The organism is Pseudalgibacter alginicilyticus, from assembly GCF_001310225.1.
GTDB classification, from domain to species: domain Bacteria; phylum Bacteroidota; class Bacteroidia; order Flavobacteriales; family Flavobacteriaceae; genus Pseudalgibacter; species Pseudalgibacter alginicilyticus.
Genome location: NZ_CP012898.1, coordinates 2400205 through 2415935, shown reverse-complemented (window position 1 = coordinate 2415935; position 15731 = coordinate 2400205). Strand labels below are relative to the sequence as shown.

Annotated in this window: 7 protein-coding genes; 6 read left to right on the top strand and 1 reads right to left on the bottom strand. The window is 32.1% G+C overall.

The window, feature by feature from the left end:
* Positions 1–156 precede the first annotated feature (156 nt).
* On the bottom strand, positions 157–4248 hold the full coding sequence (locus tag APS56_RS09985; protein ID WP_054727682.1) for a hybrid sensor histidine kinase/response regulator transcription factor: 4092 nt from the start codon (positions 4246–4248) through the stop codon (positions 157–159).
* Between the two features lie 224 nt (positions 4249–4472).
* Here APS56_RS09985 and APS56_RS09980 point away from each other — a divergent pair, with 224 nt between their 5' ends.
* The 6 genes from APS56_RS09980 to APS56_RS09955 all read left to right on the top strand — a co-directional run bounded on the left by APS56_RS09980 (position 4473) and on the right by APS56_RS09955 (position 15666).
* Positions 4473–5681, top strand: a complete 1209-nt coding sequence (locus tag APS56_RS09980) for a glycoside hydrolase family 88 protein (RefSeq protein ID WP_054727681.1) — start codon at positions 4473–4475, stop codon at positions 5679–5681.
* 107 nt (positions 5682–5788) lie between these two features.
* The gene (locus APS56_RS09975; RefSeq protein WP_082379326.1) at positions 5789–8938 is read left to right on the top strand and encodes a SusC/RagA family TonB-linked outer membrane protein; all 3150 of its coding nucleotides are present in this window, start codon (positions 5789–5791) and stop codon (positions 8936–8938) included.
* Positions 8939–8951: 13 nt separating this feature from the next.
* Positions 8952–10952 carry a RagB/SusD family nutrient uptake outer membrane protein gene (locus tag APS56_RS09970; RefSeq protein WP_157757650.1) on the top strand — a complete coding sequence of 667 codons (2001 nt, stop codon included), beginning with the start codon at positions 8952–8954 and terminating at the stop codon, positions 10950–10952.
* A 30-nt stretch (positions 10953–10982) separates the two neighbouring features.
* Entirely contained in the window at positions 10983–12269 is a 1287-nt protein-coding gene (locus APS56_RS09965; protein WP_054727677.1) for a DUF5126 domain-containing protein, read from the top strand.
* Between the two features lie 10 nt (positions 12270–12279).
* On the top strand, positions 12280–12972 hold the full coding sequence (locus APS56_RS09960) for a DUF4998 domain-containing protein (protein ID WP_082379325.1): 693 nt from the start codon (positions 12280–12282) through the stop codon (positions 12970–12972).
* 228 nt (positions 12973–13200) lie between these two features.
* Positions 13201–15666, top strand: coding sequence for a CBM96 family carbohydrate-binding protein (locus APS56_RS09955; RefSeq protein WP_054727673.1), 2466 nt, complete (start codon positions 13201–13203; stop codon positions 15664–15666).
* Positions 15667–15731: the final 65 nt, after the last annotated feature.

Below are 15731 nucleotides of genomic sequence, written 5' to 3'. Positions count from 1 at the left end.
AATGCGTTGCCTATTCTATCAAATATAGTGAGAAAAGTATGTGTCGAGAAAATTTTATTGCATCTATATATTTGTTTGATACGTTTTTAAAAAGAGATTTTGGTTTTTTAAGTTGAAAAAAAATAAATACTTTAAATTGTTTGTTTCATGTTATCTCTATTCATCAGTAAATTTAAAGTGTTCTTTTATAAATTCACTAGGCGATTTTCCATATTGTTTTTTAAAGGCTTTTGTAAAGTAATTGTGTGAATTAAAACCTACAGCATAACCTATTTCATTAATGGTAGTGTCTCCTTTTTTCATTAATTTAACAGCATGTTTGAGCCTGATACTACGAATAAACTCAGTTGCGGATTGATCTGTAAGTGACTTTAGTTTTCTATGAAGATGCGTGCGACTTAAATGTAGGTTCTTAGCTAAATCTTCCACAGTAAAATCGGCATTAGTTATGTTTTGTTCAATAATATTAATAGCTTTTAAAAGTAGTTTTTTATCAAGGTCGTGTATATCAGAATGGTTTTCCCATACGGCATCTTGGGTTGAAACAAACGATTCTCGAAGTGCTTTTCTAGAATTTAATAAGTTATTAATTTGAACAATTAAAAGTTCTTCATCAAATGGTTTTGCCAAATAAGCATCGGCACCAGAGTGAATACCTGTAATTTTATCTTGAACGGTGTCTAAGGCGGTCAGCAAAATAACAGGAATATGACTTGTTCTAATATCTGTTTTTATTTTTGAACACAATTCTATACCGTCAATTTCCGGCATCATGATATCAGAAATGACTAAATCTGGATATAAAGAATTTATTTGTTCAAACGCTTCTTTCCCATTTTTAGCTTTGGCTATTCTAAAATGATTTTGAAGTGATTCTCCTATGAAATCTAATAGTTCAGGGTTATCTTCTGCAATTAATATGAGGGATTCTTGATTTTCTGTTGCATCAGAAGATTTAATTTTGTTTTCAATAGGCGATGATGATTCTGATGTAAAGTCAAAAGGTGATGTGTTTGCATTTTCTGCTGTGCTATCATTAAGAGATTCTAATTGGGTTTGTGGCAAGCTTATACAAAAAATGGATCCTTTGCCTTCTGCGCTACTTACTGTTAATTGACCTCGATGCATGGTAATGTAGTTAGTAGATAAAGAAAGCCCAATACCTGTACCTCTATTCCCATTATTTTCAATTTGAAAAAATCGTTCAAATATTTTAGGAAGTTTATCGGCTGATATTCCTTCCCCTGTGTCAGAGATACTTATAGTAATGTAATCTTCTTCAATTGCTTCTCCTATAGTATAACTGTTCCAATTAGGTTTTAGCGAAGGTTTGGAATTACTTTGGATTTTTAATGAAACCTCGCCATTATCTGGTGAATATTTAAAAGCATTTGAAAGGAGATTTACCAGCACTTTATCTATTTTATCGGTATCAAAATCCATTTTAAGATTAGGGATTTCCGATATGAAATCAAATTTAAAATTCCGGTAGTTAGCATGCTCTTCAAAACAGTTAAATACGTTTTTGCTAAACGAAACAATGTCTGCATGTATAGGACTGAGTTTCAATTTGCCATGGTCTACTCTTCTAAAATCAAGAAATTGATTAATTAATCGCAACAAACGGTCTGTGTTATTTTTAATAAGCATTAGTTGTTTGTTGGAGGCGTCATTTTCAAGCCCCGTTTTTAATAAACGTACTACAGGCCCTTGAATGAGTGTTAAGGGTGTTCTGAATTCATGAGAGATATTTGTAAAAAATTGTAGCTTTAATTGATGCAATTGTTCTTCAGTTTCCCGTTGAATTTTTGCCATATTTATTTCAGATTTCAGATTTTGACGATGAATAACTTGTTTTCTGAAAAAATAAATGGAAGCTACAAGAGCAACTAAATAAAATGAATATGCATACCAAGTTAACCATAGTGGAGGACTAATACTTATAAGAATTTGTGTTGGCTTATTGTTCCAAACACCATCATTATTGGCTGCTTTTACCTCAAAAATATAATCTCCTGGAGGTATATTCGTAAAATTTGCTCGTTCAATATAGTCAGTATTGCTCCATTGGTCATCAAATCCTAATAATCTATATTCAAATTGGTTTTTTTCAGGATTTATGTAATTATTTGATATAAATTGAAAACTTATAGAGTTCTGTTTGTGTTTTAATTCAATGGATTTAGTATTACTTATAATATCATTTAAAACACTGTTTTTACTATTAGGGAAAATCTCTTCATTGTTTATAAAAAATCGTGTTATAGTTGTAATAGGAGGAATTGGATTTGTTTTTATTTCATGAGGTAAAAAACGAACCAAACCATTTGATCCTCCAAAATACAATTCGTTGTCTGATGATTCTAAGGCTGCTGTTGGATGAAAGTGATTGTTCTTTATGCCTTTATTGCTAACAAATGACCTAATTTCATTGGTTTCTGGGTTAAACTTACAGAGGCCTTTTTCAGTAGTGATCCATAGATTTTGTTCGTAATCTTGCAGGATAGAAAATATTTCATTTCCAGGGAGTCCTTCTTTAGTTGTAAAATGTTTTGCTATATTTGTTTCAGGATTGTACTTGTCCAACCCTTGACCATTAGTACCTATCCATATAAATCCTTTATTGTCTTCATGAAGGCTATAAATAAAATTAGTAGCTATACTTTCAGGATTGTTTTCTTGATAAAATAAACGAATGAATTTAGAGTGTCCCTTTTTTAAAAGATTGAGACCATTTTGAGTAGCAAACCAGATGTTGCCTTGTTTGTCTTGAATAATTTGACGAACATAATTGTCAGATATTGAATTAATATCCAGTGGGTTATGCTGGTAAGTAGTGAATTGTTTTGATTGAAAATTATAGAAATAAACGCCCTGAGCATAATCAGAAACCCATATGCCTTCATTGGTTGGTAATATGCTTAAAGCTTGTAGACCAGTATCAAAAGGAGGTGTTAATTGCTTAAATTTATCTTGGTTTTTTTCTCTATATAAAACACCATTCCCATATGTGCCTACCCATAAAGTTTCAAATTTATCATAGGCAAGTGATTTGATGTTTTGTATCGTTTTACCATTGTAGTATATAGGTTCTGTAGTGAAAATATTGGTTTTAGGGTTGAATTTATTTAGTTCACCATCATCTGTACCAATTAGGATATCTGATTTGTTAGGAACTTGCACAAAACAACTTACAATATTGTCGCTCAATGATTTTTTTGAAGTGGATTGGTTGTAGTGTAAAAAAGAATTGTTGTAAGCGCTATGAAAAGCCATTCCTCCCATCCAAGTACCTATCCAAATATTTTTATGAGAATCTTTATATAAGGACCAAATGGAATGATTTGGTAATTCAGGGTATTTTTGTTGGTCTATTATCAAATTAACTTTAAAGTTTTTAATAATTACAATACCATTATACGTTGCTGCCCATATTTGATTATTTTCGTCTTTTATAATACTTCTTATTTCGTTGCTTGGTAATTTTGAGGTTTCATTTTTTTTTGAATTAAAGTGGTGTTTCGTTTTCCCATAGATATCCATGCATAACAAGCCTTCAGATTCATAACCAATCCAAATCAATCCATCGTCAATAAGGACAGATCTAATAGGGTTACTGATGCCTTTTGCAAAAAATTGAAATGTATTTGAATCTTTAAGTTTGTAATAAATATCGCCGTCATCATAAAAAACCCATATGCATTTGGCTTGATCAATGGAAAGTAAACTAACCGAGCTTGTTTTGTTGTTTATGGTTTGGTACACAGCACGTTTTGTTGTGGGATTTATGGTACCAAAGCCATTTTCATCTGCAAACCAATAAACATCTTCATTATCTTCAAAAAAAGAGATGATGTCTTTGCCAATAAAATTGTCAAACTGATCTTTAATGCTAAATCTTTCAAAATTATTTTTTTTGACGTTATAGGCACTTAAACCATTTTCTGTTGTTACCCACATTTTGCCATTTCTATCCTTGTATAAGGTGTTTATTCTATTGGTTGGAAGGGTAGATACATCATTCTGTAAGTGACTATATCTTTTAATATCAATAGAATTATAGGAAAAAAGCCCATTGTTAGTCCCAAACCATATAAGGCCTTGATTGTCTTCTAGTATGGTAGTTACTTGTGAATACGCTACACCACCTGCGGGTGTTATTTTAGATAAGGAAATATAGGGGTCTGTAATAGCAAATAAGGATGTTGTAATTATATTAAGTAATATGCTATAATACCAGTTTTTCATATTAAAAATTTAGTATACCAAAGTACTAAATAATTAGTTTAAGCTAAAACTGAATAACTGATAAAAATTAGCACACATGTTGTTTTTTGAAACATATGTACTAAAATGTAACATTAGGAGCTATAAATGGGAACAATGGTGTAAAAAAAGTCTAATGACAACCAGTATTTTTGTAAAAACCATTATTGGGTAAAAAATAATTATAACAAATTAAAGAAAAAGTAATGAGGTATCTATCTGTTTTTATAATGCTGACAGTTTTAATGAGTTCGTGTAAGTCAAAAGGTGCGTTGAAAGAAACGAATATAAATAAGAATGAACTAATTGAAAAAATCACAACACAATTAAAATATTCACCAGTACTTAAAAGCGATTTTGATCTCTCACAAAGAAGAATTTTTCCAAGAACTGTAGAGAATGGTGAGTTAGGCCTTGTAAACAGACGAGATTGGACCAGTGGTTTTTATCCAGGGGTTTTATGGTTTACTTACCATTTAACCGAAAATCCAGAATGGAAAGATCAAGCTATTAAGTTTACCGAATTATTGGAAAAAGAACAGTTTAATGGGTCAAATCATGACATAGGATTTAAGATGATGGCTAGTTACGGATTGGGTTATAAATATACTAATAATGCTGCTTATAAGAGTGTGTTGGTTGAGTCTGCTAAAACCTTAGTAACAAGGTTTGATGAAACGGTGGGGTCTATTCGTTCTTGGGACCACCATAAAGACAAATGGGAGTTTCCTGTAATAATTGATAATTTAATGAATCTTGAATTATTATATTGGGCTTGGAAAGAAACAGGTGATTCTGTTTTTTATAATATTGCCAACTCACATGCAAAAACCACGATAAAAAATCACTTTAGAAGTGATTATAGTTCCTATCATGTTGTTAATTATGATACCATTACTGGAGTTGCAAAAGATAAAGTAACACATCAAGGTTATGCTGATGATTCTGCTTGGGCAAGAGGTCAAGCTTGGGCTCTGTATGGATATTCTATGGCGTATCGTGAAACTCAGGACCCTGAGTTTTTAAAACAAGCAGAAAAGGTTGCAAACTACATTATTAATGTTGCAACACTTCCTAATGATTTTGTTCCGAAATGGGATTTTAGCTTAAAAGATGTTGAAAGTGAACCGAAAGATGCTTCAGCGGCTGCTGTTATGGCTTCAGCGCTTTATGAGTTAAGTACATTTACAACAAGTGCAGAAAATAAAGAGGAATACTTGAAAGTAGCTAACGGCATGTTGGCTTCTTTATCAACAGATAAATATTTTAATACTCAAGGTGCTGATGAAGGGTTTTTATTGAAACACTCAACAGGGTCTAAGCCATGGAAATCTGAAATAGATGTTCCTTTGGTATATGCTGATTATTATTATTTAGAAGCACTTTCAAGAAAGTTAGAACTTCAAAAAAAATAATTAGTAAAATAACTAATTAAACCAAATTATTATAAATAACTAAAACTAATTGAATGAAGCAGTCTTTATGTGTATTACTTAAGTTAATACTATTTTTAAATTTTATCATGTTATTACAGCATCCCGCTTATGCTGTTAGTAAAGAAAAACCAATAAAAGTACAATCGGATACTCAAGATCTTATAATTGAAGGAACTATTATTGCTTCTGATAATAATTTACCCTTAGCAGGAGTAAATATTATGGTGAAAGGAGAAAAAAGTGGAACTTCTACAGATTTTGATGGAAATTTTATATTAAAAGTAAAACCAAATGATATCTTGGTTATTACTTATATAGGATTTATTAAACAAGAAGTACCAGTAGAAGGAAAAACGAGATTTGATATCGTTCTTCAGGTTGATACTGCCCAATTAGACGAGGTAACGGTTGTGGCTTATGGTCAACAAAAAAAGGAAAGTGTTGTAGCTTCTATAACAACTGTAAAACCTGAAGAACTTAGGATTCCATCAAGTAACTTAACAGCGTCTTTTTCAGGTAGAATACCAGGGCTTATTTCTTATCAAACTTCTGGAGAGCCAGGAAACGATAATGCCGAGTTTTTTATACGTGGGGTTTCCACTTTTGGATATAGAACATCTCCTTTAATATTAATTGATGGAATGGAATCTAGCGTAGATGATTTGGCTAGAATGGATGTAGATGATATTGAAAGTTTTTCCATAATGAAAGATGCCTCTGCAGCAGCATTATATGGTTCTCGTGGTGCCAATGGAGTTATTCTGGTAAACACTAAAGTTGGTAAAGAAGGTAAGGCTAAATTATCTTTTAAATATGAAACCTATGTGTCTTCAAATGTTAAAGATGCTGAGTTTGCTGATCCTGTAACCTATATGAATTTATGGAATGAAGCCGTTTTTACATCTAGTGGAGGTGGCGAGATTGTAAATAGAGTGTTTACACAAAATGAAATTGATAATGTAAGAAACAATGTTGATCCACAGGTGTTTCCTGCAACCGATTGGTATGATATTTTATTTAGAGATTCCGCTATTAATCAACGTATAAATATGAACCTTACAGGTGGGGGTAAAGTTGCTCAGTATTATTTGTCAGGTACTTATACTAAAGATAATGGTATACTATCTGTAGATAATCGTAACAATTTTAATTCTGGTATTAACTTAAATAAAATACAAATTCGTTCTAATAATAATATTAGTATAACGCCAACTTTTAAGGCTAAAGTGCAGTTTTATTTAGCTTTAGATGATTATACAGGACCTTTAGATGGGGCTCAAACTGTTTTCGATATGGTAGGGAAAACAAGTCCTGTATTATATCCAGCATATTATGAGCCAGATGCAGCACATGAATATGCAACACAAATATTATTTGGTAATTATTTAGAAGGAGCCGATTATATTAATCCCTATGCTGAGTCTGTTAAAGGGTATAGAGACTATACAAGATCTAAATTAAGCGGACAATTAAATTTGGCAAAAGAATTTTCTAAAGATTTTAACGTAAGATTAAAATTAGGATATGATAACGCATCATATTTCCAAAAAAGAAGACAGTATAAGCCATTTTACTACAATATTTCTAGATATGATAAATACACAGGTGTTTATGACTTAGCTTGGCTAAATGAAGCGAGCAACCCAGAAGATGCTATTGATTTTTCTTCATCAAATAGTGATGTTTCTGCTATTTTTTACTTGGAAGCAGCTGCTAATTATAATAAACAATTATCAGATAAGCACCAAATAGGAGGTACTTTAGTGTATACCATGCGTGAAGAGAAGAGTAATACTGCTACTACCTTACAAAATTCTTTGCCTAACAGGAATTTAGGTTTGGCGGGTAGAATAAATTATGCTTATGACGATAAGTACTTTATAGAAGGAAACTTTGGTTATAATGGATCAGAACGTTTTTCTGAAGATCATAGATTTGGTTTTTTCCCTTCTATAGGGGGTGGCTGGTACGTTTCAAAAGAAGGTTTTTGGGATCCGATAGAAGATATAGTTAATAAATTTAGAATCAGAACATCTTATGGTTTAGTAGGTAATGATGCTATTGGTAGTGCAAGTGATAGATTCTTTTATTTATCAGAGGTTAATTTAAATAGTAGTAGTAGATCAGCAACTTTTGGTGAAGAATACGGTTATAGCCGAAATGGAGTGGTTATAAACAGGTATGCAAATAGTGCCATTACTTGGGAAAATGCTGAAAAATTTAATCTCGCTGTAGACATCGGTTTGTTTAATAATAAAATAGATTTTACCGCAGAATACTTTTTTGATAAACGACATGATATATTTTTAGCCAGACAAGAAATTCCAGCAAGTTTGGGTTTGTCAACTGACTTATATGCTAACACAGGGGAAGCAGAAAGTCGTGGGTTTGAATTTTCATTAAAAGGGAATCACTATGTTAATAACGATTTTTGGATTCAAACGATGGCTAATTTTACCTATGCAACCAGTGAATATTTAGAGTATGATGAGCCAGATTATTCTGCTACACCATGGAGAAGTGTTATAGGACAGCCTATAAGACAAAATTACGGTTACGTAGCAGAGCGTTTGTTCTATGATGAATATGATGTTTTAAATTCACCTGAACAAATTGGCGTACAAAATGATTATAGCGGTTACGGACCTGGTGATATTAAATATAAAGATATTAATGGAGATGGTGTTATTACCAATGAAGACCGAGTGCCTATTGGGTATCCATCTTCACCTGAAATAAATTATGGATTTGGTTTTTCTATGGGATATAAAAGTTGGGATTTTAGCTGTTTCTTTAATGGTGTGGCACGTACATCTTTCTTTATTGATTCGGGAGGAACTCAACCATTTTATCAGTACTCTGTTGATGAAGGTCTGGCAATAAATCAATTACTTGATGTATATGCACAAGATCATTGGTCTGAGGATAATAGAGATGCTTACGCACTTTACCCAAGACTAACACACGCAAGAAGTGACAATAACCGTGTAAATAGTACATGGTGGTTAAGAGATGGGTCGTATTTAAGGTTAAGACAAGTTGAAATTGGTTTTAACTTATCTAAAGATATTATAAAAAATAATCTACCAATGCTACAAAGCGGAAGGTTTTATTGTTCTGCAACAAATTTATTAACTTTTAGCAAGTTTGATTTATGGGACGTATCTTTAGGAGGTGATCCATATAATTATCCAGTTCAAAAAGTATTTAACTTAGGTCTTAGACTTGAATTTTAAAAAAAAACGTTATATGAAAACTAATATAAAAAACATATTTTTAATCTTCACACTTTCATTATGTATTACGGGGTGTTCAGATTACCTTGATATTGTACCAGATAATGTTGCAACAATAGCTGATGCTTTTGATGATGAAAACTCAGCAGAAAGCTTTTTATTTACCTGTTATAGTCACATGCCAAGTTTAGGTGAACCTAAAAACAACGTTGGCTTTTATGGAGGCGATGAGTCTTATAGAGTAAATGACTTAATTAGAGGTGATGAACCTGCGCATTTAGTGAATTCAGAATTAGCATTAGGAGCTCAAGAAGCCGATGTTTCTTATTTAGATTATTGGAGTGGTGGTAAAAATGGTACCAATTTGTACTTAGGAATTAATGATTGTAATGTGTTTTTGGAAAACATAAACAATTTGAGATATATGGATGAAGATTTAAGAAAGCGTTGGATTGCTGAAGTTAAATTTTTAAAAGCATATTATCATTTTTATCTGTTTAGAATGTATGGGCCTATTATAATAAATGATACAAACTTACCTATTGATGCAGATATATCAGAAATTCATAAATTTAGAAGCCCTGTTGATGAGTGTGTAACTTACATAGCAGATTTGTTTTTAGAGGCAAGTACCGATTTACCTTTACTAATTAGTGATCGAGTAAATGAGTTAGGCCGGGCTACTAAAGGAGCCGCTTTGGCTTTACGTGCCAAAGTATTAGCAACAGGAGCAAGTCCGTTATTTAATGGAAATAGTGAGTATACTAATGTTGTTGATTCTCGAGGAGTTCAACTTTTTTCTGAATATGATGCTAACAAATGGCAATTAGCCGCAGATGCTTGTAAAATGGCAGTAGATACTATTGAGTTTGCAGGTGTAAAACTTTTTGAGTTTGACACGGGTGATATGCAATATTTACCAGCAGGTGTAAGTCGTGAGGATGTACCGGAAGAAATAGTAAATGTTTTAACAATTCAACAATCATTATCTGAACGTTGGACAGATGAAAAGTTATTTGTTTCCACTAATGGTAGGGCAGGTAGAATACAAAATCATGCTCAAGCTAGAACCCATGTTAAGTTTCAAGACAATGATGAAGTTATGGGATTCTATTCACCAACACTGCGTATTGCTGAAATGTTTTATACTAAAAACGGGGTACCTATAGATGAAGATATAACATGGAATTATGCCGATCGTTATGGATTAATAACCTATGATGTTGATAATGATTCTGATTTTGATGGCAACAATGTGCCAGATAATCAGTATTTTGTAAAAGACGGTGAAACTACTATTAATTTACATTTAAACAGAGAAGTTCGTTTTTATGGTAGTTTAGGGTTTGATAGAGGTATATGGTACGGAAATCCAGCAGAATATATTGCTTCTGGTACACAAGCAGGATTTGAAGATCATTATGTAGAAGCTAGAGCTTCTGAGTATTCTGGTACTGCTATTGGTTCGGGGGTTTATTCTCAAACAGGATATTTTCCTAAAAAATTGGTTAATTATGATAACGTTATAAGTAGTACTGATTTAGAGTATAGCAGGGTTACTTATCCTTTCCCAGAAATGCGTTTAGCAGATTTATATTTGCTATATGCCGAATGTTTAAACGAAGTGGATGATAGAGCAACCGCTTATACTTATATTGATAAAGTAAGAGAAAGAGCAAACTTGAAAGGTGTTGTGGAATCATGGGCTAATTATTCCTCAAATCCTTCAAAACCAACAACTAAAGAGGGTTTTAGAGATATCGTACGCCAAGAACGCTTAATTGAATTGGTTTTTGAAGGTCATAGATTCTGGGATTTAAAACGATGGAAATTAGCTGAATACTATATGAACATACCTTTTAGAGGTTGGAATTATTTAGGAAATTCACCAGAAGATTATTATACACCAAATGTATTAGGCGTACCAACCTATTCATTTAAAAATAATTTATGGCCAATAGAAAATAATGAAATTTTATCTAATCCAAATTTAATCCAAAATGGAGGATGGTAATCTCTTTTCTAACTAAAACAACAAACATTTATGAAAACTAAATTTAAAATCACCAAAATAGCCATAGCGGCAATATTAATTTTTGTAGTTGCTTGTGGCAGCGAAGAGTTTATAGGGCAACCAAGTTCAGACAGTGTAGCTCCCGATATAATAACCAATATCAAAAGTGAAGGTACACCAGGAGGAGCTATAATAACATATGACATACCTACTGATGAGGATTTTTCACATGTAGAAGCTGTTTATAATGTTGGTAATGGAATAGAAAAACAATCTGTTGCTACCAAGTATATTCAGAACTTATCTGTAGAAGGGTTTGGTGATACAAATCCAAAGGATATTGAGTTGTATGCTGTAGATAAAAGTGGTAATAGGTCAGAAAAAGTGGTGGCCCAAATAACACCTTTAACACCACCATACATTAGCTTGAGAGAATCTTTAGAGGTTTCTAGTGATTTTGCAGGTGTTTTGTTAAGATGGGAAAACGAATCGAATGCTAGAAATTTAGGAATAACCGTTTTAAGATATGACGAATTTGGAGATTTTGTTCCCTATGAAACAGTGTATGATGATGAATCAAACACTAATTTTCAAAATGTAAGGGGGATGGATACCTTAGAAGTAGAATTGGGCTTTTATGTTAAAGACCAATGGGGGCATATAAGTGATACCCTAATAGGAACCTTTAAACCACTTTATGAAATTCAATTAGACAGAACAAAGTGGAAAGCCTTAAGGTTGGATACAGATATTCCTGAAGAATCTTATACACAGCGATTTGAAAAAGGTTTTGATGGTAATATTGAAACAGCTAGGTCTCAGGCATTTAGTACTGTTTTAAGTAGTGAGGAAAATTACTCACCACTACATTATACCATGGATATGGGTGAGAAAAATTTATACAGCCGTTTTAAACTTTATGCTACAACTTGGAATGGTTATTCTCGTGGTGGCATGCATTTTTTCGAGTTATACGGCACCAATGATCAAAACCTGATAGATAGAGAAACTAATGGAGCTTGGGTATGGTCTAACGGCGATAATCCACATGAAACAGGAAATTGGAGAGAAGAAGGTATGGATGGCTGGGAGAAGATAGGTGATTTTGAGGTTATAAAAGCATCAGGGCTACCAGGACTTCAAAAAATTAATGATATTGATAGACCATTTTCTGAAGGAGGTATGGAATTCCTTATACCAGGAGGTACGCCGCCTTATAGATATATTAGAATAAGACAAATTGAGAATTGGGATACAGAAAATAAGACAGTAACTTATTCAGAAATTGAATTTTTTGGAGCGCCTGTAAACAACTAAAAAAACTAAAATGAGAAATATATTAATAATAACATTAGCCTTAATTTGTTTTTATAATTGTTCTGATATGAACGACTTGCATCAGCAATATTTAGACAGAGGAGAAATTATCTACCCTGCAAAACCAGATTCTTTAATTTCTTTTTCTGGAGAAAATAGAATAAAGTTACAATGGTATGTGTATTCAGATTTAAGTATTAAAACAGCACGTATTTTTTGGAATGATAAAGCAGACTCTTTAGATATTTCTATTTCTGTTACACCATCGCAAACAGATACTATTTCAGCTATAGTTGAAAATTTACCTGAAGGAGGTTACATTTTTGATGTATATAATATAGATGCCTATGGTAATAAATCAATTCCAGTAATTAGAACAGGTAAATCTTTAGGTGATATTTATAAATCTTCATTAAATAATAGAAATATATTGTCGTATGAAATTACAACTGATAACCTGGTGCTTACAATGAGTTCTAGTGATCCAGCTGATTATATTGATAGTGAGTTTAAATATTATGACAGTAATAACGTTGTACATGAAGTAAAACTTTCAGATAATGATAATTTGCAGAGTATAAGTATTTCTTTGGAAGATATTGATATTTCTAAAAATTTACAATACAGAAGTGTTTATCAAGCTTTTGATAATTCTATAGATTTATTTTATACTGATTATGCTGAATTTGTTATAGAAGAATAACAGGTATCGGATTACAATAGTACACAGTTAATTATTAACACTAAAAAAAGTCTTTCTCAAGACTATTAGTATTACCTGTTATGTTTTCTCCCATTGTACGAAAACGTAACAGGTAGTCTAAAATAGTATTCGCTTAATTTCTTATTAAATTGTTAGTGTCCTTAAAAGGGAAACTCTAATATTTGGCGGTATCATGAGAGTTGCTTTTCTACTAAAAAATATAAATAAATGCCAAAAAATACGTTTCTTTCAAAAAATACAATTATTACTTTTTTTTTCACTCTTTGTTTGAGTATTTTAAGTGTAAATGCAACAGATTACTATGTAGATGCTACAAATGGAAATGATTCTAATAATGGTACATCAATAGCAACTGCATGGAAAACGTTAGCTAACGTAAATACTACTATATTTCAACCTGGAGATGCTATTTTGTTTAAGGCAGGTGAATCTTGGAGAGGAACCATAATGCCACAAGGTTCAGGAACTGAAGGGAACCCTATTGTAATGGGGAAATATGGCGCTGGTGAAAATCCTGCGATACATGGTGATGCTACAGTAAATTGTTCAACAATGACATCTAAAGTGAGATACTGCACGTTGTATTTAAATAATCAAGAATATTGGGAAATACGTGATTTAGAGTTTACCAATTATGATAGTACTGAAGAAGGTGGAATTTCATTAGAGCAATGGGAGTTAAATAATACAATTAATTATGCCAATGTTTTGAAGCCAGAAAAATATGCTGGAGTGAATTCAAATAAGGTTGCTATTCTGGTAGAAGCAAAAAACATAGGGGCTGTTAATCATTTACATTTCATTAATTTGGAAATACATGGTGTTAACGGTGATATATCTGATAAAGATAATGGTGGTATATTTTTAGAAATATATAAAGGAAATGATACACCAACTTATTTTGACGATTTGTTATTTGATAACTGTTATATACATAATGTAGATAGAACAGGTCTTTCAAATGTTTCTTTTTTTGATACCAGAACATTAACAGAGGATACAAATTGGACACCCAGTTTAAATTTTGTGATACGTAATTGTACTTTTGAACAAACGGGAGCCAATGCGCTTATATTTAGAGCTGCTGAAAATCCAATAGTAGAGCATAATTTATTTACATCATGTTCCATAAAAGAAACAGGTAATGCTGCGTTTAATTTTAATACGGATAATGCTGTTTTTAGATACAATGAAGCTCGTTTTACTAAATACAATGTTGGAGATAATGATGCCGGAGGATTGGATAGTGATTACCGAACAAAAAATACGACTTTAGAATACAATTATATCCATGATAATGATTTTGGAATATTAATTACTGGAGGACCAGGGAGTGGTACAGGATTTAATGATAATACAATCTTTAGGTATAATATTGTAGAAAATGATGGAGTTTTGGAAACCCCAGGATATGGGGCTTGGGCTTTTAAATTATCTGGTAATGTTACTAATACGCATGTTTATAATAATATTATTTATGTAGGTTCATCAAAAAGTTATACTGACATCGTATATCATAAAAATTGGAACGGCGGACAACCAGATAGTACATTTTATTACAATAATATTTTTTATAATGAAGGTTCAGAAACAGCTTTTAATATAGCAACGAGTACTAATAATTATTTTACAAATAACTTGTTTTATGGCAACGATATGGCTTACCAACCATCAGATGCTAATAAAATAACAGCAGACCCCTTGTTAAGTAATCCTGGCGGAGGAGAAGCTGGCTACACTTTATTAGCAGGATCACCTGCCTTAGCTACAGGGGTACGTTTGCCAACATCACCAGATAAAGATTATTACCAAAATACCATTCCAACTATTGCATCAATTGATATAGGAGTAGAGCAAGTTACTCAAACTTTTGTGGCACCAACAAATAGTAATGTTTTTGTTAAAGAAGATAGTTATATAAGAGGTGGCGCAGCCGTAGATGGGTTTTATGAAGAGGATAATTTTGAAGGAGAAACTTTAATTGTAAAATTAAGTGATGATAAAGAAGAATTTATAAGAGAAGTATTTTTAAAATTTGATCTTAAAGACTACAGTGCCATAACATCTGCTACACTTCACGTTTCTGGTAATCAATCTACAGGAACTGCTTTTGATATTGATGTATATGAAGTGGATGATGATTCATGGGCAGCAAATACCTTAACATGGGTAAATGCTCCAACACCATCAGATAAAATTGGTAGCTTTACTACAGCAGGTAACACTGGAGATGCTTATGTGGATTTTGAGGTAGACGTTACGAGTTTTATTCAATCTGAATTGGCAAATGATGCTAATAAATTTGTGTCTTTTAATATAGCTAGTAGTATTGAAACTAATGGAACATTTAGAATTCATCATAGTGAAGATCCTTCAGGGGTTGCAGCATATTTAAGAATTGAAGGAGCCACACTTGGAGTTCAAGATAAAATTCAATCAAATTTTGCAATGTATCCAAATCCAACCCAAGATGCATTTGTAATACAATCACCTAATTCAGAGATTAAAAGTGTAAAAATAATTTCAATTAATGGGAGCATGCTTTTTAATAATCAAAATGTTAACTCTAAAACATTAAGCGTTGATGTTAGTAGTCTTCAATCGGGTGTTTATTTTGTTCAAGTTACAGATACGCAACATGCAACCAGCGTTAAAAAATTAATAAAAACCTAAACACACTAAAAACTAAAGTCAAGCAGTTGTATAAAAATACTGCTTGGCTAAGTTTTATAAATATT

What these genes read in the sequence shown, in the direction of transcription:
- APS56_RS09985 (WP_054727682.1), bottom strand. Translation starts at nt 4,248, where the DNA reads ATGAAAAACTGGTATTATAGCATATTACTTAATATAATTACAACATCC.
- APS56_RS09980 (WP_054727681.1), top strand. Translation starts at nt 4,473, where the DNA reads ATGAGGTATCTATCTGTTTTTATAATGCTGACAGTTTTAATGAGTTCG.
- APS56_RS09975 (WP_082379326.1), top strand. Translation starts at nt 5,789, where the DNA reads ATGTTATTACAGCATCCCGCTTATGCTGTTAGTAAAGAAAAACCAATA.
- APS56_RS09970 (WP_157757650.1), top strand. Translation starts at nt 8,952, where the DNA reads ATGAAAACTAATATAAAAAACATATTTTTAATCTTCACACTTTCATTA.
- APS56_RS09965 (WP_054727677.1), top strand. Translation starts at nt 10,983, where the DNA reads ATGAAAACTAAATTTAAAATCACCAAAATAGCCATAGCGGCAATATTA.
- APS56_RS09960 (WP_082379325.1), top strand. Translation starts at nt 12,280, where the DNA reads ATGAGAAATATATTAATAATAACATTAGCCTTAATTTGTTTTTATAAT.
- APS56_RS09955 (WP_054727673.1), top strand. Translation starts at nt 13,201, where the DNA reads ATGCCAAAAAATACGTTTCTTTCAAAAAATACAATTATTACTTTTTTT.